General features: G+C 39.7%; 23 protein-coding genes and 1 rRNA gene. 23 read left to right on the forward strand and 1 reads right to left on the reverse strand.

Features of this window, described 5'->3' with window-relative positions:
• Positions 1-9 precede the first annotated feature (9 nt).
• The 11 genes from rrf (at position 10) to rsmI (ending at position 8,378) form a co-directional block, all read left to right on the forward strand.
• Positions 10-126, forward strand: a 5S ribosomal RNA gene (gene rrf, locus AC6CIB_RS23155).
• A 720-nt stretch (positions 127-846) separates the two neighbouring features.
• The gene (locus AC6CIB_RS23160; RefSeq protein WP_498284643.1) at positions 847-1,047 is read left to right on the forward strand and encodes a sigma factor G inhibitor Gin; all 201 of its coding nucleotides are present in this window, start codon (positions 847-849) and stop codon (positions 1,045-1,047) included.
• Between the two features lie 152 nt (positions 1,048-1,199).
• Positions 1,200-2,615 carry an aminotransferase class I/II-fold pyridoxal phosphate-dependent enzyme gene (locus tag AC6CIB_RS23165; RefSeq protein ID WP_498284645.1) on the forward strand — a complete coding sequence of 472 codons (1,416 nt, stop codon included), beginning with the start codon at positions 1,200-1,202 and terminating at the stop codon, positions 2,613-2,615.
• An 18-nt stretch (positions 2,616-2,633) separates the two neighbouring features.
• Positions 2,634-3,266: a dTMP kinase gene (tmk, locus tag AC6CIB_RS23170; RefSeq protein ID WP_498284648.1), complete on the forward strand. Its 633-nt coding sequence runs from the start codon at positions 2,634-2,636 to the stop codon at positions 3,264-3,266.
• A gap of 144 nt (positions 3,267-3,410) precedes the next feature.
• Positions 3,411-3,740, forward strand: coding sequence for a cyclic di-AMP receptor DarA (gene darA, locus AC6CIB_RS23175; protein ID WP_044340646.1), 330 nt, complete (start codon positions 3,411-3,413; stop codon positions 3,738-3,740).
• 15 nt (positions 3,741-3,755) lie between these two features.
• Positions 3,756-4,196: a YaaR family protein gene (locus AC6CIB_RS23180; protein ID WP_498284651.1), complete on the forward strand. Its 441-nt coding sequence runs from the start codon at positions 3,756-3,758 to the stop codon at positions 4,194-4,196.
• 17 nt (positions 4,197-4,213) lie between these two features.
• Positions 4,214-5,197 carry a DNA polymerase III subunit delta' gene (gene holB, locus AC6CIB_RS23185; RefSeq protein ID WP_498284653.1) on the forward strand — a complete coding sequence of 328 codons (984 nt, stop codon included), beginning with the start codon at positions 4,214-4,216 and terminating at the stop codon, positions 5,195-5,197.
• Positions 5,198-5,204: 7 nt separating this feature from the next.
• Positions 5,205-6,032, forward strand: a complete 828-nt coding sequence (locus tag AC6CIB_RS23190) for a PSP1 domain-containing protein (RefSeq protein WP_498284655.1) — start codon at positions 5,205-5,207, stop codon at positions 6,030-6,032.
• Positions 6,033-6,046: 14 nt separating this feature from the next.
• Positions 6,047-6,421 carry a DNA replication initiation control protein YabA gene (gene yabA, locus AC6CIB_RS23195; RefSeq protein ID WP_299746420.1) on the forward strand — a complete coding sequence of 125 codons (375 nt, stop codon included), beginning with the start codon at positions 6,047-6,049 and terminating at the stop codon, positions 6,419-6,421.
• Positions 6,422-6,725: 304 nt separating this feature from the next.
• Entirely contained in the window at positions 6,726-7,481 is a 756-nt protein-coding gene (locus AC6CIB_RS23200) for a tRNA1(Val) (adenine(37)-N6)-methyltransferase (RefSeq protein WP_498284658.1), read from the forward strand.
• A gap of 24 nt (positions 7,482-7,505) precedes the next feature.
• Positions 7,506-8,378: a 16S rRNA (cytidine(1402)-2'-O)-methyltransferase gene (gene rsmI / locus AC6CIB_RS23205; protein WP_498284660.1), complete on the forward strand. Its 873-nt coding sequence runs from the start codon at positions 7,506-7,508 to the stop codon at positions 8,376-8,378.
• A gap of 326 nt (positions 8,379-8,704) precedes the next feature.
• Here the strand turns inward: rsmI and abrB are convergent, their stop codons facing one another.
• Positions 8,705-8,986 carry a transition state genes transcriptional regulator AbrB gene (abrB, locus tag AC6CIB_RS23210; RefSeq protein ID WP_044340639.1) on the reverse strand — a complete coding sequence of 94 codons (282 nt, stop codon included), beginning with the start codon at positions 8,984-8,986 and terminating at the stop codon, positions 8,705-8,707.
• Positions 8,987-9,464: 478 nt separating this feature from the next.
• Between abrB and metG the strand changes: the two genes are divergently transcribed.
• From metG to spoVG, 12 genes are all read left to right on the forward strand, one after another.
• On the forward strand, positions 9,465-11,423 hold the full coding sequence (gene metG / locus AC6CIB_RS23215; protein WP_498284662.1) for a methionine--tRNA ligase: 1,959 nt from the start codon (positions 9,465-9,467) through the stop codon (positions 11,421-11,423).
• Positions 11,424-11,750: 327 nt separating this feature from the next.
• Entirely contained in the window at positions 11,751-12,518 is a 768-nt protein-coding gene (locus AC6CIB_RS23220; protein WP_498284664.1) for a TatD family hydrolase, read from the forward strand.
• Between the two features lie 250 nt (positions 12,519-12,768).
• Positions 12,769-14,001, forward strand: coding sequence for a ubiquitin-like domain-containing protein (locus AC6CIB_RS23225; RefSeq protein WP_498284666.1), 1,233 nt, complete (start codon positions 12,769-12,771; stop codon positions 13,999-14,001).
• 119 nt (positions 14,002-14,120) lie between these two features.
• Complete coding sequence (rnmV, locus tag AC6CIB_RS23230; protein WP_498284668.1) at positions 14,121-14,681, forward strand: ribonuclease M5; 561 nt, start codon at positions 14,121-14,123, stop codon at positions 14,679-14,681.
• On the forward strand, positions 14,674-15,552 hold the full coding sequence (rsmA, locus tag AC6CIB_RS23235; RefSeq protein ID WP_498284670.1) for a 16S rRNA (adenine(1518)-N(6)/adenine(1519)-N(6))-dimethyltransferase RsmA: 879 nt from the start codon (positions 14,674-14,676) through the stop codon (positions 15,550-15,552). The genes rnmV and rsmA overlap by 8 nt, the downstream gene beginning before the upstream one ends.
• A gap of 244 nt (positions 15,553-15,796) precedes the next feature.
• Positions 15,797-16,675 (forward strand): sporulation peptidase YabG, encoded by an 879-nt coding sequence (yabG, locus tag AC6CIB_RS23240; RefSeq protein ID WP_498284672.1) that lies wholly within the window; start codon positions 15,797-15,799, stop codon positions 16,673-16,675.
• 440 nt (positions 16,676-17,115) lie between these two features.
• Positions 17,116-17,385, forward strand: a complete 270-nt coding sequence (gene veg, locus AC6CIB_RS23245) for a biofilm formation stimulator Veg (protein ID WP_138781732.1) — start codon at positions 17,116-17,118, stop codon at positions 17,383-17,385.
• A 127-nt stretch (positions 17,386-17,512) separates the two neighbouring features.
• On the forward strand, positions 17,513-17,695 hold the full coding sequence (locus AC6CIB_RS23250) for an alpha/beta-type small acid-soluble spore protein (protein WP_149158179.1): 183 nt from the start codon (positions 17,513-17,515) through the stop codon (positions 17,693-17,695).
• A 232-nt stretch (positions 17,696-17,927) separates the two neighbouring features.
• Positions 17,928-18,782, forward strand: coding sequence for a 4-(cytidine 5'-diphospho)-2-C-methyl-D-erythritol kinase (ispE, locus tag AC6CIB_RS23255; protein WP_113971036.1), 855 nt, complete (start codon positions 17,928-17,930; stop codon positions 18,780-18,782).
• 71 nt (positions 18,783-18,853) lie between these two features.
• A complete protein-coding gene (gene purR, locus AC6CIB_RS23260) occupies positions 18,854-19,690 on the forward strand; it encodes a pur operon repressor (protein ID WP_498284674.1) in 837 nt (278 codons plus the stop codon).
• Between the two features lie 15 nt (positions 19,691-19,705).
• Positions 19,706-20,080, forward strand: a complete 375-nt coding sequence (locus tag AC6CIB_RS23265) for a RidA family protein (protein ID WP_044340630.1) — start codon at positions 19,706-19,708, stop codon at positions 20,078-20,080.
• Positions 20,081-20,251: 171 nt separating this feature from the next.
• Positions 20,252-20,545: a septation regulator SpoVG gene (gene spoVG / locus AC6CIB_RS23270; protein WP_032085215.1), complete on the forward strand. Its 294-nt coding sequence runs from the start codon at positions 20,252-20,254 to the stop codon at positions 20,543-20,545.
• Positions 20,546-21,138: the final 593 nt, after the last annotated feature.

Here is a 21,138-nt window from a genome sequence, read left to right on the forward strand (position 1 = left end):
TGAATATTGTCTGGTGATAATGGCGAAGAGGTCACACCCGTTCCCATGCCGAACACGGAAGTTAAGCTCTTCAGCGCCGATGGTAGTTGGGGGATCTCCCCCTGTGAGAGTAGGACGTCGCCAGGCAATATGAAAAAGAGTAGCTCTTAGGGGTTGCTCTTTTTTTGTTTTTTTATCAAAGAATGTTGTTGGACAGAGAATCAGGCACCTATCTTCTATACAGTTAATCTTAGATGAAGATCCGTTTTTGTATGCAATTCTGACAGAGTCTTACTATAAGAAAAATGGCAAAAGACGCATAAAATAAAAAAATGACGCAAAAAAGGGTAAAAGCGACGCATAAAATGAAGAAATGACGCAATAAAGTTCTAAAACGACGCATAAAATAAAAAAATAACGACGCAATAATCACAAATCAAGACAAAGCTATACCTAAACAAGCGGTATGAGCACCGATAAAACAGGGAAACTTTCAAGTTGGGTCACATTTTCAAACAAAAACAACCTATTTTATACGATTTTTCAAGCTTCATAGCTTTCTATCCGCACATACCGCACATACCACATCCATTACCCAACCACATATAATGATTATCTTTCCAATACCAAAAATGATCATTACTAATCCATAGTCCACCAATATCTACTATTCTTTTTAATGAATTTAGCCCCAATTCTCACCCAATATCTTTTTTCCACAATCTTTTTTATAGAGACATACACAGACAGGGCGATTGTAACATAAGATAAATTACACTTGATTATTCTGTCAGTTTAAAAGTTTGAAAAAATGTATACAATTGGTGGTTTTGAGGCAGAATAGGTTGTATGGAGGTGGAGAGCCCTATGTTAAATCCGGAGAGTAAGGCGGTTGGGGAAGAGTGTATCGTTTGTCACGTTGAAAAGAAGATTGGAATCCATCTATACACATCGTTTATCTGCACAGAGTGTGAGAAAGAACTGGTTCAGACAGAAACAAATGATCCTTTGTATAAAACATTCGTTCAAAGATTAAAAAAAGTGAATACTCCTCAAATCTATTCATAACCAGGAAGTACAATTGGTTATGATTTTTTTTGATATTAGTAGCTAACTAGCAGAGCGTTGTCCTTTAAAAAGTTTTCCTAGTTCCCTTGAGCATCGAACAGCATGGTTGTGATACGATATGAGTGGATATTTATTTTGAGGAGATTCAGAGTATGAAACGAGATCAGAGGAGAACCCCTCTTATTGAGGCGATAGAGAAGCATCGGTCTGCCAGGCCTATCTCTTTTCATGTGCCGGGTCATAAAAACGGTTTATTGATGGATGATCAACCATTTTATCAATCTGATGTTACAGAGTTAAGCGGATTGGATGATTTACATGATCCTCACGAGGCAATACGTGAAGGGGAGGACTTGCTGACGGATGTATATGGGACGAGGAAGAGTTATTTATTAGTGAACGGAAGTACGGTTGGAAATATTGCTGCCATTCTTGCTTCATGCTCACCGGGAGATCCCATTTTCGTTCAGAGGAATTGTCATAAGTCGGTATTAAATGGAATCAAGCTTGCTAAGGCTATTCCTATATTAATAGAAACAGAGTGGAACGACGAGGGGACCGCCCTTGGTATTCGTCTCGACGCTTTGAAGGTAGCATTGAAGGCATTTCCCCGGGTGAAGGCGTGTGTTCTGACCTATCCGACTTATTATGGGTTCACATACAATATCGATAAAATAATCGAGGAATTACATAAACATGATGTAACGTCTATTGTTGATGAGGCACATGGTGCTCATTTTACATTGGGCAGCCCTTTTCCGGAGTCTGCAATTGAATGTGGAGCGGATATTGTTGTCCATTCGGCACACAAGATGCTCCCGGCCATGACGATGGGGTCGTTTTTACACATCATTAGCTCCAGAGTGAGTGAGCGTAAGGTGAAAGAATATTTAACTATGCTACAATCAAGTAGTCCATCGTATCCGATTATGGCATCACTTGATTATGCCAGGTCCTATATTGGGACTTTTACACAAGAAGATAAGGATCAGAATCTGAAAGAGATTAATAAGTTTGTACAAGCATTAGAGGAGGTTCATCCTCAACTCATTGTAAAGGGGACGGATGATCCACTAAAGCTTGTCATTAAGCTGGAGGGAAGGTCAGGATATATTCTTCAACAGTTATTAGAGTCAGAGGGAATTTACCCGGAGCTTGCTGACCCCGATTATGTACTACTGATCCTCCCGTTACTGAAGAAAGATCGTTCTTTTCCTTATAAAGAAGCGATCAGCCGAATACGAAAGGCATTAGGGAATGAACCGATAATAGAAAAGATAAAGAATCATGAAACAAATCGTCCAAATAGCCAAGAGTTTTTTACTACTTTGGCATTAAGCTTTGAGGATATGGAAGAGAAAGGTGAAGCACTCATTCCCATTGATGAAGCAGAAGGAGAAATTTCAGCAGGAATGGTCACTCCTTATCCACCAGGAATTCCTCTGTTGATTCCTGGAGAACGAATCACCTCTCACGCCATTGAGCGTTTAACAGAGTATGTAAAGAATAAGGCAAACATTCAAGGTCATCACCGCTTAGATGAAAATCGTGTGTTTGTGTACCGATAAGCAAGTGGAGGGAAAGACATGTCAAAAGGATTGTTTATTACAGTTGAAGGTCCTGAGGGAGCCGGTAAATCAACGATACTAACGGAATTATATAACCGATTATTACAGGAAGGCTTCGATGTCATTCAGACGAGGGAGCCTGGAGGCATTTCGATTGCTGAACAGATTAGAGAAGTGATATTAAATACAAAGAACACGGAAATGGATAAACGGACGGAAGCTCTATTATATGCTGCAGCGAGACGACAGCATTTGGTGGAAAAAGTGATTCCCGCACTTGAAGAAGGGAAGATTGTGATTTGTGATCGTTTTATTGATAGTTCTCTTGCTTATCAAGGAAATGCCCGTGGAATCGGAATGGAAGAGGTCATGAATATCAATCAATTTGCAATTGAGGATAAGATGCCGGATCTAACGTTATATTTTGATATCGATCCCGAAGAAGGGTTAAAGAGAATTGCGAAACATAATGGAAGAGAAGTGAACCGGTTAGATCTGGAATCGGTTGATTTCCATACGCGCGTTCGAGAAGGGTATCAGAAATTAATGAAACAATTTCCTGATCGTATTCAAGTCATCGATGCCAGCCAGAGCAAAGAAGCTGTATTTGGTGATGCATATGGTATCGTGACCGATTACTTAAACAAGTAAGTTTTGTTAAAAGAAAAAGGCGGACTTCTAAGCAAAAATTGGTGCTAAGAAGTCCGTCTCTTTTTTAGATGAAACATGTATGTAGATCCTGTTCAATGATATAATAGAAGGAAGTAAATGGCTTTAAAACGGAGGAATTGATTAATGAAGGTAATTATGGCAGTTGTACAGGATAAAGATAGCAACCGTTTGTCTAATGCCCTGATGGAACATAATTTTCGTTCAACAAAATTAGCGAGTACAGGCGGGTTTTTGAAGTCCGGAAATACTACGTTCATTATTGGTACAGAAGATATTCGTGTAGATAAAGCGTTACAGGTTATTAAAGAAAACTGTCAGTCACGAGATCAGATGGTGGCTCCTGTTTCTCCCATGGGTGGGAATGCAGATTCATACGTGCCTTACCCTGTTGAAGTAGCCGTTGGTGGAGCGACCGTATTCGTTCTTCCTGTAGAGCAATTCCATCAGTTTTAAAGTGAGGTTTAACCTATGAAAATTAACCAGGACCATCGGGTTTCCTTAGATAAAGTAATGAAAGACCAGAAATCTAATGGAACAGGTCAAGTTAAATTCGGGCAGCTTGTTCATAAGCACGATCAGAAAATGCAGATGGAACAGCTTAGTAAATTGCTCGTCACAATAGAAGATGCCGGCAGTCGTTTAGCCAAATCAAGATCATTTAAAGATCTTGCTAAATATAAAACATTGGTCAAAAAATTTGTGCGTGAGGCCGTAGATTTTGGGATGGATTTGAAGCAATCTCATACGTGGAATCAGTATGGTGAAGGCAGAAAGCTCAATATAGTAGAAACCATCGATCAACAGCTTATTGAACTCACGGAAGATGTATTAGATAAAGAAAAGAAGTCCATTGATATACTAGGGAAAATTGGAGAAATAAAGGGATTGCTTATTAATCTTTATATGTAAGAGAGTGATGTTAGGACATGAAGTTTGAAGAGATACAACCATTTCAGCCCGTCGTCCTTCAGATGCTTCAGAATAGTATTGTGAAGGATCGTGTCGCTCATGCTTATTTATTCGAGGGTGAAAAAGGGACACGAAAGAAAGAAATGAGCATCCTGTTTGCGAAGGCATTGCTATGTGTAAACCGGGTAGATGGAAAGGCATGTGAAAGCTGCTCCAATTGCAAAAGGATCAATCATGGGAATCACCCGGATTTGCACCTGGTAGAGCCGGACGGTCTTTCGATCAAGAAGGATCAGATTAAAAGTTTGCAAGAAGAATTTTCGAAAACAGGTGTAGAATCCAAGAAGAAGATTTACATTATTGTTCATGGAGATAAGATGACAGCGAATGCGGCTAATAGCCTACTTAAGTTTCTTGAAGAGCCGTTAGCTGATACCACAGCGATTCTTATCACAGAAAATATTCATCGCATATTGCCTACTATTCTTTCACGGTGCCAGACGATTTCGTTTAAGCCGTTACCGAAAGAACAGCTGACAAAACAGTTATTGGAAGAGGGAATCCCACCTCATTTTGCAACGCTAGCAGCCAACTTGACGAACCATTATGAGGAAGCTGTAGAAATATGTCAAAATGAGTGGTTTGCACAAGCAAGAATAATAGTGTTAAAATTATATGAAGTCCTCCAGAAAAGTCCATTCCAAGCAATGGTCAAAATACAAGAGGATTTTGTACAGCACTTCAAAGAAAAAGATCAAGTCGATCGAGCATTAGATCTTTTACTTCTAATATATAAAGACTTACTTCATATCCAGTTAGGAAAAGAAGAACAGCTCGTGTACCCGGACCAAAAGGAAAACTGGAAATCAAACGCACTTCAAGTATCTACCAATCGTCTTTCTACTAATATGACGGCGATACTTGAAGCAAAACGCAAGTTAAACGCCAATATGAATTCGCAGCTGCTAGTAGAACAGCTTATGCTAAAACTGCAGGGGTGATGGTCCTTTGTACGATGTTGTAGGTGTTCGCTTTAAAAAAGCGGGTAAAATTTATTATTTCGATCCGGGTGAATTGGATATTCAGAAAGATTCTTATGTAATCGTTGAAACCGTTCGCGGGGTCGAATTTGGAAAAGTAGTCGTAGAGAGAAAGCAAGTCGGAGAAAATGATGTAGTGCTTCCATTGAAAAAAGTGATTCGTATCGCTGATCAAAAAGATCGATTAATCGTAGATGAGAATAAATCATCTGCGACGGAAGCCTACAATGTATGTTGTGATAAAATTAATCAGCATCAATTAGATATGAAACTGGTAGATGTAGAGTATACATTCGATCGTAATAAAGTCATATTCTATTTTACGGCTGATGGACGAGTTGATTTCCGAGAGCTAGTAAAAGATCTAGCTTCCATTTTCCGTACCCGCATAGAACTTCGTCAGATTGGCGTTCGAGACGAAGCAAAAATGCTGGGTGGTATTGGTCCTTGTGGCCGCATGCTATGTTGTTCTACCTTTTTAGGTGATTTTGAGCCGGTATCCATCAAGATGGCGAAGGATCAAAATCTATCCCTTAATCCAACGAAGATTTCAGGTTTATGCGGACGTTTAATGTGCTGTCTGAAATACGAGAACGACGAGTATGAAGCAGCGAAAGAGGAATTACCTGATATTGGAGAAGTGATTAAGACACCTCATGGAAAAGGTAAAGTGGTAGGTCTTAATATTCTGGAACGTATTCTTCAAGTGGAAATTAAAGAAGAAGAGCGGGTTCTGGAATTCACATTAGATGAAATCATGAACGTGGGTGCCGTATCATTCCAAGCCACAGAGTAACGGGGTGTAGTGTCGTGGATAAAAAAGAGTTCTTTGATTCAGTCAGTAACATGGAACAACAAATTGGTCATTTATATCATCAATTAGGTGAGCTCAAACAATGTCTAGCTGAAATGTTAGAAGAGAATAATTCTCTAAAGCTGGAAAATGAGCATTTGCGCCGTAGACTGGAACAAACAGAGAACTCACCAAAAAAGGTACAAACAAACAGCGATGCGGGTACAACGAGTGAGTCAGACTTAGAAGATAAAACACTGGATATAGGAGAAGGGTATGACAACCTTGCTCGATTATACCAGGAAGGATTTCATATTTGTAATATACATTTCGGAAGTCCACGGAAGGATGAAGATTGTTTATTCTGCCTCTCATTCTTAAACAAGAAATAAGGAAAGAGTAAATACATCTTTTACCCTTCATGCCATAGAATAATATACAGATTAAAAAGGACTGATCCATACAAAAAGGGATTGGTCCTTTTTAATCGAAAAGCGGAGGGGCTTTGCCCAGGGGCGACAAGCATAAGACGAGTCTGGCGGAAAGGCGTATTTTGCCTTTTTGGCAGAATGGGCTTATGACCTCGAGCCCTAAGCCCCGGAGCTGGACAAATCGAAAAGCGGAGAGGCTTCTCTCACCACCCTATTTAAAAACTTTAGAAACTATATATAATAGAAGAAAAAATGGAGGAAAGGCATGGTCGAGTTAAAAGAAGATGAGCGTTTAGATTATTTATTGGCTGAAAATATGAGGATCATTCAAAGTCCATCTGTTTTCTCCTTTTCAACAGATGCTGTCCTATTGGCCCATTTCAGCTATTTACCGATTCACAAAGGGAAAGTGGTTGATCTATGTTCGGGAAACGGCATCATCCCCTTATTACTAAGTGCGAGAACCAAAGTTGATATTACCGGGGTGGAGATTCAAGAAAGATTATTTGATATGGCACAGAGAAGTGTCGAGTATAATGGTCGTCAAAATCAAATATCCATGAAGCTGGGGGATGTGAAGGAGATCGATCAGCTCCTTCATCATTCACACTATGATGTCGTAACATGTAATCCTCCATACTTTAATACTCCACCCGGTGATAAAAGAAACGTAAACGAACACTATGCGATCGCCCGTCATGAAATCCTTTGTTCCCTTGAGGATACCATTAAAGCTTCAAGCTATCTCCTGAAGCAAGGAGGAAAGGCTTCCTTCGTCCATCGTCCAGGTCGATTGATGGACATCCTCTCGTTAATGAGGAAGCATCGTCTCGAGCCGAAACGATTGCGCTTTGTATATCCGAAGTCAGGAAGAGAAGCCAACACCATCTTAATAGAAGGAATAAAAGATGGGAAACCGGACCTAAAAATCCTTCCACCCCTTTATGTGTACGATGAACAGAACAAATATTCAAGGGAAGTATATGATATGCTGTTTGGAAAGAATGAAGATAAGGACTAAAGAAATAAGGAGGTGAGCTATTCAATGAACCAACAGAAAAGCTTTCAAGATAGTGAAAAAGGAAGTTTGTATCTTGTCCCTACACCGATCGGGAATTTAGAGGATATGACGTTTCGAGCAATCCGCATGATGAAGGAAGCGGCAGTGATTGCTGCTGAAGATACAAGAAATACAAAAAAATTATGTAACTACTTTGAAATTGATACGCCGATCATCAGCTATCATGAGCACAATAAAGAAACAAGCGGACAGAAGCTGATCGAACGTATGCAAAGAGGCGAGCTCGTTGCCCTTGTAAGTGATGCAGGAATGCCATCCATTTCAGATCCGGGTTACGAACTGGTGAAAGAAGCAATCGATCACGAGATTGCTGTCATTCCATTACCGGGAGCTAATGCAGCTCTTACTGCTTTAATCGCTTCAGGATTGGCTCCGCAACCATTTTATTTCTATGGGTTTTTACATAGAGGGAAAAAAGACAAAAGAGCGGAGCTTGCGACACTTAAAACGTTGGAAGATACATTTATCCTGTATGAATCACCACACAGATTAAAAGAAACATTAAAAGAATTATATGGGGCTCTGGGAAATAGACAAATCGTCATTTGTCGTGAGCTCACGAAGAAGTTCGAGGAATTCATCCGTGGATCCCTGGAAGAAGTAATGGAATGGGCAAACGATGGGGAAGTACGAGGCGAATTCTGCTTATTAATTGAAGGAGCGGGTCCGTTGGAAAAAGAAGAGGAAGACGCCTGGTGGAGCAACTACTCCCTTCTGGACCATGTGCAGCACTACATGAACGAAAAAAGCATGACCTCCAAAGAAGCCATCAAACAAGTCTCAAAAGAACGCTCCCTTCCAAAACGGGAAGTTTATCAAGCTTATCATGTAGAATAAAAAGGTTCTGTGAAAGTAACCATATTGTACAAAATGCTGTTTACGAAAGACTCTTTCTAGGCTTGTTGTTTTTATTTTGATTTTATAAAAAACTCATGCATAGAAAATTGATTGGAGCTGAAGGTGCTCGACTCCTGCGGGAGAAGCGGGACAGGTGAGACCCCGCTGGCGTGCCGAGGAGGCTTACCGCCCGCCCCGCGGAAAGCGAGCAACCTGCAGCGGAAATCAACTACTACTTTCTACTTTAAATAACGATGTTTATGAAAACAGCCGATAAAAAAAGGCCTGAGTCTAGTCACTCAGGCCTTTGATATATTAACAACAAATTATTTTGTTTGTAGTGAATCCTGGATTTCTTTTAGTAATTGATCTGCTCCTTCACGGCTAAGAACCAATTTACCATTAGCGAGCTTAATGTTATCATCCGAAACTTCACCCGTGATTTGGCAAGTCATGCTTGGCTTATATTTCTTTAAGATGATTCTTTCATCATCAACATAGATTTCTAAAGCATCTTTCTCAGCAATACCTAATGTACGACGTAATTCGATAGGAATAACAACACGACCTAATTCATCAACTTTTCTTACAATACCTGTAGACTTCATTTGAAAATCTCCTCCAAATAAATATTATTTATATCTCTCTAGTTCGTCAATATTCGACAAATTTCTTTTGTTGTTTCTATCATACCAACGATTAGGAATATCGTCAATAATTAAATCTGTAAATTATTAAGAAAAAATGGATAAAAAAGTGTTGTTTTAATAAGCTTTACGCTTTGTTGTAAAAAAATGTATTACCAATTAAATATTATTGTAACGAAAGTAAAAAGTGAGAGAAATGTCGAATTTTCTTTAATAAATACATTTTTCGACAAAATACTTCACTTATTTCGACAGTTTTAAGATTCAACATTGTTTAGTTGCAGAAACCCTGTATTTTAGGTATATTTTGATGAGATAAGAGGTTAAGATGATAGGTAAGGCGCAGATAATGGATGTACGAAACAATTATGCCACTATAAACCATACGGAGGCCCATATGGCTTTATGAGGGTAGATAAAAAAAGAGGAGGAACAGAAAGTGGAAGAAAAGTTGAATACCTTCTATATTACAACACCGATTTATTATCCTAGTGGAAATTTACATATTGGACATGCTTACACCACGGTTGCTGGTGATGCAATGGCCCGTTATAAGAGAATGCGTGGATTCGATGTCATGTACCTGACAGGAACGGACGAGCATGGACAGAAAATTCAACGTAAAGCTCAGGAAGAAGGAATTACTCCACAGCAATATGTAGACGGAATTGTTAGTGGAATTAAAAATCTATGGGGGAAATTGGATATTTCATATGATGACTTTATCCGTACGACAGAAAAGCGTCATAAGGATATCGTGGAAAAGATCTTTCATCAGCTTGTCGAACAAGGTGATATTTACTTGGACCAGTATGAAGGCTGGTATTGCACTCCATGTGAATCCTTCTTTACTGAGCGTCAATTAGAAAACGGAAACTGTCCTGATTGTGGCAGACCCGTTGAAAAAGTGAAGGAAGAATCGTACTTCTTCAAAATGAGCAAATACGCTGACCGGCTCCTTGCTTACTATGAAGAAAACCCTGAGTTCATTCAGCCTGAGTCCCGAAAGAATGAGATGGTGAATAACTTCATCAAGCCTGGCTTAGAAGACTTGGCTGTTTCAAGAACAACCTTCGACTGGGGAGTGAAAGTACCGGGAGATCCCAAGCATGTCATTTACGTGTGGATCGATGCCCTTTCAAACTATATTACAGCTCTGGGCTACGGCAGTGAAAAAGATACAAATTACTTAAAGTACTGGCCCGCGGATGTTCACTTGGTCGGGAAGGAAATTGTTCGTTTCCATACGATCTATTGGCCGATCATGTTAATGGCTCTAGATCTCCCGCTTCCTAAGAAGGTATTCGCTCATGGCTGGCTTCTGATGAAAGACGGGAAAATGTCTAAATCAAAAGGGAATGTAGTCGATCCTGTTACCCTTATTGACCGTTACGGCCTGGATTCTCTTCGTTACTACCTGTTAAGAGAAGTGCCTTTCGGTTCTGATGGAGTCTTTACGCCTGAAGGATTTGTTGAACGCATCAACTTCGACTTAGCAAATGACTTAGGAAACCTGTTAAATCGTACAGTGGCTATGATCAATAAATATTTTGATGGAGTCATTCCAACCTATGTTGATTCTAACGGTGAATTCGATACTGCCCTCCTTGAAATAAACAAACAAACAGTGAATAAATATGAAGAAGCAATGGAAAACATGGAGTTTTCTGTAGCATTGTCCAGTCTATGGCAGTTAATCAGCCGCACGAATAAATACATTGATGAAACTCAGCCTTGGGCCCTGGCTAAAGACGAAAGCAAAAAAGAAGAGCTCGGCAGTGTGATGAGTCATTTATCTGAATCATTACGAAGAGTCGCTGTTCTTTTACAACCGTTCTTAACAAGAACTCCTAAGAAGATTTTTGAACAATTGAATCTTCATGATGAAAGAATGCACACATGGGAAAGCTTGGAAAGTTTCGGAGCTATTCCAGCAGGAACTGAAGTGGTGAAAAAAGGAGAACCGATTTTCCCGCGACTTGAACTTCAGGAAGAGGTAAACTTCATCAAAGAGAAAATGCAAGGATCTGCTCCTGCTGTTGAAGAAAAGAAGGAGCTTGCTAAAGAAGAATCAGAGGAAATCGGAATCGATGATTTCATGAAAGTTGAGCTTCGAGTAGCGGAGGTTATTGGAGCTGAGCCGGTTAAAAAAGCGGATAAACTACTAAAGCTGCAATTGGATCTTGGCTTTGAAAAACGACAAGTTGTGTCAGGAATTGCTAAATTCTATCAGCCGGACGAACTGGTTGGGAAAAAAGTAATCTGTGTGACAAACTTGAAGCCGGTAAAACTGCGTGGAGAACTTTCACAAGGAATGATTCTCGCTGGTGAAGAAAATGGAACGCTATCTCTTGCTTCCATCGACCAGTCTTTACCAAATGGAACGAAAGTAAAATAAGTAAGGTTTTTATGCTTTTGTAGACAAAGGGATGTTCCACGTGGAACATCCCTTTGTTATATTGAAATAAAGAATATTAGGAATGACAATCATCATGTTAGGTATTTTTTTAACTCATTACTATATTTAGAAAACAGTAATAGAGAAAGAAACAGATTGTTTTGGTTCTGTGACTAAAATAGATAGAATGAAGAGTAACTGTGAATGAAACAGTATTAATAAAAAATACCCATAGAAACCATAATATGTAATATGAATGTTACATGAATGTGATGCTTGTCATGCTTTTTTATATTAAACTTATCTTTATTACAAGGAGTGTCTTACATGCTATTTGATACACATGTTCATTTGAATGCTGAACAATTTAACGAAGATCTGGAGGAGGTAATTTCAAGAGCAAGAGAAGCTGGAGTTGAAAAAATGGTGGTCGTCGGCTTTGATCGTCCAACGATTAACCGGGCGATGGAACTCATTGAGCAGTATGAATTTTTATATGCCAGCATTGGTTGGCACCCAGTGGATGCAATTGATATGAAGGATGAAGATTTAGCTTGGATAGAAGAGCTCTCAAACCACCCTAAAGTAGTTGCAATAGGGGAAATGGGACTTGATTATCACTGGGATAAATCACCGAAAGATGTTCAAAAAGAAGTGTTTCGAAAACAAATTCATTTAGCTAAAAAGGTAAAACTCCCAATTATTATACACAATCGTGATGCCACACAAGATATAGTGGATATCCTCAGGGAAGAAGGAGCAGAGGAAGTTGGAGGGATTATGCATTGCTTCAGCGGAAGTCCTGAAATTGCTCAAGAATGTGTGGATATGAATTTCTACATTTCTCTGGGAGGTCCCGTAACCTTTAAAAATGCGAAAAAGCCAAAAGAAGTAGCAAAAGAAATTCCGTTGGAAAAGCTTCTGATCGAAACAGACTGTCCTTATTTAGCACCTCACCCGAACAGAGGGAAGCGAAATGAACCTGCATATGTGAAGCTGGTAGCAGAACAGATTGCGGACCTTAAGGAAGTTTCATTTGAAGAAGTAGAGAACATAACAACCGAAAATGCAAAAAAATTATTCAACATAAACTGACATCAGATATTGTCGAGAATTGAGAGAGCTTGTCCAAATAGATAATAAAAACAAAAAGTTCTACATAGGATTCTTGTTTCATAGGATAAACATGTCGATAACTCTCTCTTTTCTTTTTCTCTTCTTTTATGCATAATATGTTTTATGTTCCCTGGGTTTCAATATTTTGCTAGATTAAGTTAAAAGTAGTAAGGGTTGACAGTCACTGGATTACTCTATATAATCACTCCGAGAAAAGGAGGCGTTTTTCATGAAGTTTAAAACCATGAAAAGCCTGTTTTCCAAGTCTTTGAGTCGAAGGAAATGGATTGTTACAATCGGAATATTGGTAACATCTGCAGCTGTATTTGGAATTCTTTTTTATGAAGGATCTAAAAACACTGTGGCATTGACCTTAGACGGCGAGCAAAAAGAGATTAGGACGCATGCGAATACAATTCAAGATATATTAAAAGAATTAGAGATTTCAACCCGCTCACAAGACTATTTGTACCCTTCGGGGAATACGAAGGTCTCAAATAACATGAACATTGTTTGGGAACCGGCAAAACAGGTAGAAGTAGTAGTAGGGGATCAGACGAAAAAGGTCTGGACGACTGCTGATACAGTAAAAGAGTTACTCTCTGAAAATGAAATTAAAGTAGGAGAACATGATAAGGTCAAACCCGGCTTATCAGAAAAAGTAACAGGGGACATGAACGTGAAGATTGATACCGCATTTTCACTTAAGCTTGTGAACGGCGGAAAAGAACAAAAGGTATGGTCTACTTCGACTACGGTCGCTGACTTTTTAAAGCAACAAGGAATTACACTAAAAGATGCAGACCGTGTTGAACCAAGTTTAGACAAAGTTGTTAAAGCAAATGATGTCGTAAATGTCGTTCGAGTTGAAAAAGTCACCGATGTAGTGGAAGAGACAAAGGATTTCACCGTTATTTCCAAGAAGGATTCCGATCTTTCAAAAGGAAAAGAGAAGGTCGTTCAAGAAGGTAAAAACGGCTTGGTTGAAAAGAAATTTGAAGTTGTGAAAGAAAACGGCAAAGAGGTTTCCAGAAAATTAGTTAGTGAAAAAGTAGTGAAAGAAAGCCAGGATAAAATCATTAATGTTGGAACAAAGGTTTTAGTGGCTCAAGTTTCACGTGGAAGTTCATCATCTAATTCATCTGCAACAGCCTCAGCTGCTCCAAGTGGTGGAAGAGAGTTTTATGTGAGCTCTACAGCTTACACTGCATCATGTAACGGATGCTCTGGCTATACAGCTACAGGAATCAACCTGAAATCAAATCCGAATGTTAAAGTGATTGCAGTAGACCCTTCTGTCATTCCTTTAGGAACAAAGGTATATGTAGAAGGCTATGGCTATGCCGTAGCTGCAGATACGGGTGGAGCAATCAAAGGGAACAAAATTGATGTATTCTTCCCGTCTAAATCAGATGCCTATCGTTGGGGAAGAAAAACAATAAAAGTAAAAATATTAAACTAAGAGCAGGGGTGTTCTCCTGCTTTTTTTTATTTATCGGAGAAAACCGTTATAATAGCTTTAGGTCTTCAATGATTAGACGAAAATGAAAGCAGAAATGTTTCAACTTTTTTGGAGGAATTATGAAAATTAAAGAAATCATCGTAGTGGAAGGAAAGGATGATACGGTAGCCATTCAACGTGCTGTCAATGCAGATACGATTGAAACGAATGGTTCTGCTGTGTCTCCGGCTACTATAGAAAAAATAAAACACGCCCAGGAAAAAAGAGGCGTAATCATCTTTACCGATCCGGACTACCCGGGTGAACGTATCCGGAAGATTGTGAGTGATGCGGTACCGGGTTGTAAGCACGCCTTTGTACATAAGAAGGATGCGCTGCCAAAGTCAGGTAGAGGGATAGGTGTAGAACATGCAACCCCTGCGATTATAAGAGAATCCTTAAGAGAGGCTCATCTTTTGGATGTTGAACAGGAAGAAGTCATCTCAAAAGAGGATTTAATCGATGCAGGCTTAATCGGGAGTGCTCAGTCGAAGGACCGAAGAATTGCTCTTGGTGAGAAGCTTAGAATCGGATACACTAATGGAAAACAGTTGCACAAACGATTAAGGATGTTCAATATTCAAAAAGAAGAGTTTAAGCAAGCTTTAATGGAAATTATTCAGGAGGAAGAAAATGCATAAAGATATTGCCACCCCGATACGCACAAAAGAGATATTAAGTAAGTATGGTTTCTCGTTTAAAAAGAGTCTAGGTCAAAACTTTTTGATTGACCCCAATATCCTCAGGAACATAACAGAATACGCAGGGTTATCTGAGAAAACCGCAGCCATTGAGATTGGGCCTGGAATCGGTGCGTTAACAGAACATCTGGCACGTACCTCAGGGAAGGTCGTCGCATTTGAAATCGATCAGCGACTGATTCCTATTCTTAACGATACACTATCTCCTTACAAAAACGTGAGAATCATCAATGAAGATATACTAGAGGCGGATGTTGAATCCATAATTAACAAAGAGTTTGGAGGGTTCGAGGATATTATGGTGGTGGCCAATCTTCCTTATTACGTCACAACACCTATCATTCTTAAGCTGTTGATGGAGCGTCTCCCGATCAGAGGAATCTGTGTCATGCTTCAAAAAGAAGTAGGGGACCGTATTTCAGCTCAGCCCGGAACAAAAGCGTACGGATCTCTTTCGATTGCTATACAGTACTATACAGAGGCCGAGATGGTCATGACTGTCCCGAAAACGGTCTTTATGCCGCAGCCAAATGTGGACTCAGCCGTCATCCGTTTAACGAAGCGGGAGAAGCCTCCTGTCGAGGTGATCAGTGAAGACTTCTTCTTTATTGTTACACGCTCGTCTTTTGCTCAAAGAAGAAAGACTATCCTGAACAATTTAAGCAGTCAGCTTCCTCAAGGAAAGGAAAAGAAAGACATGATCCTTGAGGCCTTATCTGCAGCTGAGATTGAACCCACACGCCGTGGAGAGACACTGTCGATACAGGAATTCGGCCGGTTGAGTGATGCGTTATACCCGAACTTTAATTAAAGCTTGGATAGATGGCTAAACGTGAAAGTGCGTTTAGCCATTTTTTATATTCCCGTGTATTGAGCAGGGGACTCCCATTTTATTGACACCGAATATTAGAGGGTTGCATAGGTTATCACAGGGAATATTTACTTAATTAAGAATAAGGAACGTGTGGAGAAGGATATGACAAACGTTGATCCTCCTCGGCTTATTTATTTCCTTTTTTGATTTAACGAATGTTTAGCCCACGGGAGTGACTGATGTGAATATCGAAATCAATGATGTCGTAGGTCGCCTTTCATATAAATGTGATATTTTATTCAGAGTAATAGATATCCGCATGATAGATGGCCAAAAAACGGCAGTTCTGTATGGTGAAGATTTTCGATTAATAGCGGATGCTCCTTTTCATGATTTGAAGAAGATGGACCCTAGAGAGCAGGATCGTATTACGCAGGAGTTTCGTTCAAAGGAGGAACAATCTCTTGACCTATTTCGTCAGGATATAGAGCTTCTGAAGTATAAGCAGGAATATAGGGTAACGAATGCTTATCGAGACGACTATAACTATTTCCAGGTTCCAGGGAAAGTGCTTCATCTTGATGGAGATCCCAGCTATTTAAGAAAGTGTCTAGATCTTTATGAAAAAATTGGTGTCCCGGTAAAAGGTGTTCACTGTAGTGAGACAGAGATGCCTGAACAGATTGGGTCGCTTATCGATAAATATAGACCGAATATTATAGTTTTGACCGGTCACGATGCCTATTCTAAGTCGAAAGGGACCAAAGCTGATATTAACGCCTATCGACATTCTAAATATTTTGTTCAGGCAGTGCGGGAAGCACGTAGCAAATCTCCACACCTGGATCAGTTAGTGATCTTTGCAGGTGCTTGTCAATCCCACTTTGAATCACTAATCCATGCTGGAGCCAATTTTGCCAGCTCCCCGTCCAGAGTCAATATTCATGCATTGGACCCCGTGTATATTGTGGCTAAGATTTGTTTTACGGGGTTTAAGGATTCTGTAAATGTGTGGGACGTCATCCGCAATACGTTAACAGGGGACAAAGGGCTTGGCGGAATCGAGACGAAGGGTGTCCTTCGTACAGGGATGCCATATAAAATTACAGAAGAAGAATAGAGATTGTTCGACAAATATCAAATAGACCTTACAATTTACTGCGTGAATTGTAAGGTCTATTTGGTGTTTAGATGTATAGATTAGTAAGGTGGGGTTTTTAATGGTTTTTATGCTTGTCGGGCCTGCCCCAGCCCCTCCGCTTTTCGATTATCCAGCTCCAGGGCTTAGAGGCTCAAGGTCATAAGCCAACCATGCCAAAAAGGCAAAAAACGCCTTTCCGGCATGCTCGTCTTATGCTTGTCGCCTCTGGGCAAAGCCCTTCCGCTTTTATTGTTTACATAATTTTTCAAGGGTTGGGGAATGTTAGGTGTGTAGAAAAAACGTACTTTTTGTTGAATAAAATATATTGACAGGTGTTCCTTATTCTTGTTAAAATAATAAATTTATTTGACTGAAATTACATAATGTGTTATATTTGATTATAGTGAGGTGGAAGCGAAATGCCAAAAACATTAGCCGACATTAAAAGATCCCTTGATTCTAATCTTGGGAAACGTTTAATGCTTAAAGCAAACGGTGGACGTCGAAAAACAATTGAGCGTTCAGGTGTTCTAGCCGAAACGTATCCTTCTGTATTCGTGGTTCAACTGGATCAAGAAGAGAATGCGTTCGAACGAGTTTCTTACAGCTATGCAGATGTTCTCACTGAGACAGTTCAATTAACATTTTATGATGAAGCAACAGGAAATCTCATCTTTAGCCAGCAGTAGACAATAGTTTGCTGCTTTTTTATTTGTCCTATTTTCATGAAGTACATAGATAGAGCTTTCTCCTTTTGTTATGTTTTTTCCTTTTGTACACATACTAAACGTGTGGTACATCTAAAGGAGGTAGACGATGAGCAGAAGAAGAGGAATCATGTCTGATCAATTAAAAGAAGAAATCGCTCAGGAATTGGGATTCTATGATGTTGTTCAGAAGGATGGTTGGGGTGGAATCACGTCACGAGATGCAGGTAATATGGTGAAGCGCGCAGTTGAGCGCGCAAGTCAGCAATTATCTGAAAATCGTCCTCACTAACTCTTTTCACGCATACAGGATTACGTCTTTTATCAGTACCATATACAGGGGGTCACCTTAAAAGTGTAGTGCTTTTCAGGTGGCCCTTGTTTAATAAAGACAAGACAATCTTTCCTATCAGTACTTTACGTGATAAAATAACATACTTATGTGAGTATGTTTAGAAGTTAACACTCTCAATATTAAGTGTATGATACAATATAACAAAGAGTATTGGTAAGAAGGTGATGATATGAGGTTATTAGTGAAAGCGCCGGCAAAAATTAACCTATCACTTGATGTTTTACATAAACGTTCAGATGGTTACCATGAAGTTGAGATGGTTATGACTACAATTGATTTAGCAGATAGAATTGAGCTGACGAATCTTTCTGATGATACGATTAAGATTCTCTCGCATAATCGATTTGTACCGGACGATGGAAGAAATCTTGCCTACCAGGCTGCACAGCTATTAAAGACCAGGTTGAATATCAAAAAAGGGGTAGCAATCTCCATTGATAAAGTGATACCTGTAGCAGCAGGATTAGCAGGCGGGAGCAGTGACGCAGCAGCAACCTTAAAAGGTTTAAATCGATTATGGGATTTAGGTCTCAGTATGGATGAGTTGGCAGAGCTTGGTTCCGAAATTGGTTCAGATGTATCTTTCTGTGTTTACGGGGGTACAGCTTTAGCATCAGGCAGAGGTGAGAAGATCAAACACCTTCCTGCTCCACCAAATTGCTGGGTTATTTTAGCAAAACCAACAATAGGGGTTTCAACAGCAGATGTTTATAAAAATTTGGACCTGAAAAACATTACGCATCCGAATACAAACGCCATGGTTTCAGCTTTAGAACATGGAAATTATCATGATATATGCTCCAATCTTGGGAATGTACTTGAATCGGTCACATTGGATATGCACCCTGAAGTGGCTCAAATCAAGGACCAAATGGAGCGTTTTGGTGCCGATGCTGTTCTAATGAGCGGAAGCGGACCGACGGTATATGGATTAGTGCAATATGAATCAAGACTTCATCGAATCTATAATGGTTTAAGGGGTTTTTGTGATCAAGTGTTCGCTGTGCGCATGCTGGGAGATTAAGAACTCTTGCCGAAATCCGTATATTAATGATATATTTACATTATAATATTCGGATTTAGGAGGTTTCTTTGGTGAAGTTTAAGCGTAGTGAACGATTAATTGATATGACGCATTATTTATTAGAACGGCCCCACCAACTTGTTCCTTTAACTTTTTTCTCTGAACGATATGGTTCGGCAAAGTCTTCCATCAGTGAAGATTTGACGATAGTAAAGGAAACATTTGAAGGACGGGGCGTGGGGACTGTTCAAACAGTTCCCGGAGCAGCTGGTGGAGTGAAATATGTTCCAAAGGTAAACAGTCAGGAAGCGAAAGAAATGATAGATGAGCTTTGTGTTCATCTGGAAAGCTCAGATCGTTTATTACCAGGCGGCTACTTATACATGACTGACCTGCTGGGGAACCCTCAGCTTATGAAAAGTGTCGGGAAATTACTGGCGTCTGCTTTTGCTGAGAAAGATATTGATGTCATCATGACAGTTGCGACAAAAGGGATACCGATTGCAAATGCAATTGCCTCATACTTAAATGTTCCAGTGGTCATCGTTAGACGGGATAGTCGTGTAACAGAGGGATCGACTGTGAGCATTAATTATGTGTCCGGCTCATCGAAGAGAATCCAATCCATGGTCCTTTCCAAGAGAAGTTTGAAGGAAGGGTCTAAAGTATTGGTTGTCGATGATTTCATGAAGGCAGGGGGAACCATCAACGGTATGAAGAATTTACTTGAAGAGTTCTCGTCTACTTTATCCGGAATTGGTGTTTTAGTTGAATCCAATAGTCTCGATGGTCGACTAGTGGATGATTATGTTTCGTTGCTAAAATTGTCTGATGTGAATGAAAAAGATAAACAGATTTCATTGACGGAAGGAAATTATTTTCAATCAAATTTAACATTTCTACCATAAGGGGAGGCATTTAATATGCGTGTAGTTTCTACTAAGCAAGCACCAGCAGCAATTGGTCCATACTCTCAGGGGATTGTCGTAAATAATTTATTTTACAGTTCAGGTCAAATTCCTCTGACGGCAGAAGGTACTATGGTGGAAGGGGATGTAGCGGAACAAACGCATCAGGTGTTCCGTAATCTTCAAGCCGTACTATCAGAAGCAGGAGCGTCATTGGAAACCGTGGTAAAAGCCACTGTATTCATTAAGGATATGAATGACTTTGGTACGATTAATGAAGTGTATGGGGAATATTTTAGTAACCACAAGCCGGCTCGTTCTTGTGTAGAGGTAGCCCGCTTACCTAAAGATGCCTTAGTTGAAATCGAAGTAATCGCACTCGTGAAGTAAAATGCACGGGTGTTTTTTTGTTTTAAAAAGCAAGTGTAGTTCAAATGAAATAGATGACAGGATATAAAAAATAAAACTTTTCAAAAAATTTTACAATTTAAGAAGGAATATCTAAATAATTCGTTGAATACATAGAGTAGATTTCATCTAGGGAAAAAGGTGGTGAACAGAATGGAAGTAACAGACGTAAGATTACGCCGAGTAAACACCGATGGTCGCATGAGAGCTATCGCATCTATTACGCTGGATAATGAATTTGTTGTTCATGACATTCGCGTTATTGATGGGAACAATGGCTTATTTGTAGCGATGCCAAGCAAGCGAACTCCAGATGGGGAATTTCGTGATATTGCTCACCCAATTAATTCAGGTACTCGCGGCAAGATCCAGGATGCCGTCTTAGCTGAGTACCACCGTCTAGGTGAGCTAGAAGAAGTTGAGTTAGAAGAAGCTGGGGCTTCCTAATAGGATCTATAGCATCAAGAGCCTACTTTTGTAAGGCTCTTTTTTTTGTCTGTAGAGCCGGTCGTTTAAAAGTGGCAGTTCACACGTTTTTTATATACCCCGATGTTTAGAGAGTTGAAACCTCTAGTTATTATTTTTTTTGTATTCTATGGAAAAGAAAATTCGACATAGATGTTTAATTATATGAAAACCCCTGAAAAACCGGGATATGGAATGAAACTGGATAAAGCGGAACGAAAATAGGCTCTCAAATATATGCGGGTGACGATTATTTTATGAAATAGCTACCTAAATAGTTGTTTTGCATTGGAGAAAGCACTTTCTAAGCTGGATTATCAACTTTGTTGCAGCAATTTTGAGCAAACTTGCGGCACTTTCGGCTTTTGTTGCGGCAAAATGTGAATAACTACAATCACTATCATTAACCTAAACAATGCTTTTAATAAAAGTATGCTTGTCGCCTCTGGGCAAAGCCCCTCCGCTTTTCTACATGTCCAGCTCCGGGGCTTAGAGGCTCGAGGTCATAAGCCAAATCCACAAAAAAGGCAAAGAGCGCCTTTTGTGAGGATTCGTCTTATGCTTGTCGCCTCTGG

The organism is Rossellomorea sp. GQ25, assembly GCF_059758515.1.

Excerpts from the sequence above, each read along its gene's own strand:
- rsmA (WP_498284670.1), top strand. The coding sequence starts at position 14,674 with ATGCATAAAGATATTGCCACCCCGATACGCACAAAAGAGATATTAAGT.
- ispE (WP_113971036.1), top strand. The coding sequence starts at position 17,928 with ATGAGGTTATTAGTGAAAGCGCCGGCAAAAATTAACCTATCACTTGAT.
- rnmV (WP_498284668.1), top strand. The coding sequence starts at position 14,121 with ATGAAAATTAAAGAAATCATCGTAGTGGAAGGAAAGGATGATACGGTA.
- AC6CIB_RS23180 (WP_498284651.1), top strand. The coding sequence starts at position 3,756 with ATGAAAATTAACCAGGACCATCGGGTTTCCTTAGATAAAGTAATGAAA.
- AC6CIB_RS23220 (WP_498284664.1), top strand. The coding sequence starts at position 11,751 with ATGCTATTTGATACACATGTTCATTTGAATGCTGAACAATTTAACGAA.
- rsmI (WP_498284660.1), top strand. The coding sequence starts at position 7,506 with ATGAACCAACAGAAAAGCTTTCAAGATAGTGAAAAAGGAAGTTTGTAT.
- darA (WP_044340646.1), top strand. The coding sequence starts at position 3,411 with ATGAAGGTAATTATGGCAGTTGTACAGGATAAAGATAGCAACCGTTTG.
- AC6CIB_RS23165 (WP_498284645.1), top strand. The coding sequence starts at position 1,200 with ATGAAACGAGATCAGAGGAGAACCCCTCTTATTGAGGCGATAGAGAAG.
- AC6CIB_RS23200 (WP_498284658.1), top strand. The coding sequence starts at position 6,726 with ATGGTCGAGTTAAAAGAAGATGAGCGTTTAGATTATTTATTGGCTGAA.
- abrB (WP_044340639.1), bottom strand. The coding sequence starts at position 8,986 with ATGAAGTCTACAGGTATTGTAAGAAAAGTTGATGAATTAGGTCGTGTT.
- AC6CIB_RS23250 (WP_149158179.1), top strand. The coding sequence starts at position 17,513 with ATGAGCAGAAGAAGAGGAATCATGTCTGATCAATTAAAAGAAGAAATC.
- veg (WP_138781732.1), top strand. The coding sequence starts at position 17,116 with ATGCCAAAAACATTAGCCGACATTAAAAGATCCCTTGATTCTAATCTT.
- AC6CIB_RS23225 (WP_498284666.1), top strand. The coding sequence starts at position 12,769 with ATGAAGTTTAAAACCATGAAAAGCCTGTTTTCCAAGTCTTTGAGTCGA.
- tmk (WP_498284648.1), top strand. The coding sequence starts at position 2,634 with ATGTCAAAAGGATTGTTTATTACAGTTGAAGGTCCTGAGGGAGCCGGT.
- spoVG (WP_032085215.1), top strand. The coding sequence starts at position 20,252 with ATGGAAGTAACAGACGTAAGATTACGCCGAGTAAACACCGATGGTCGC.
- AC6CIB_RS23265 (WP_044340630.1), top strand. The coding sequence starts at position 19,706 with ATGCGTGTAGTTTCTACTAAGCAAGCACCAGCAGCAATTGGTCCATAC.
- holB (WP_498284653.1), top strand. The coding sequence starts at position 4,214 with ATGAAGTTTGAAGAGATACAACCATTTCAGCCCGTCGTCCTTCAGATG.
- AC6CIB_RS23160 (WP_498284643.1), top strand. The coding sequence starts at position 847 with ATGTTAAATCCGGAGAGTAAGGCGGTTGGGGAAGAGTGTATCGTTTGT.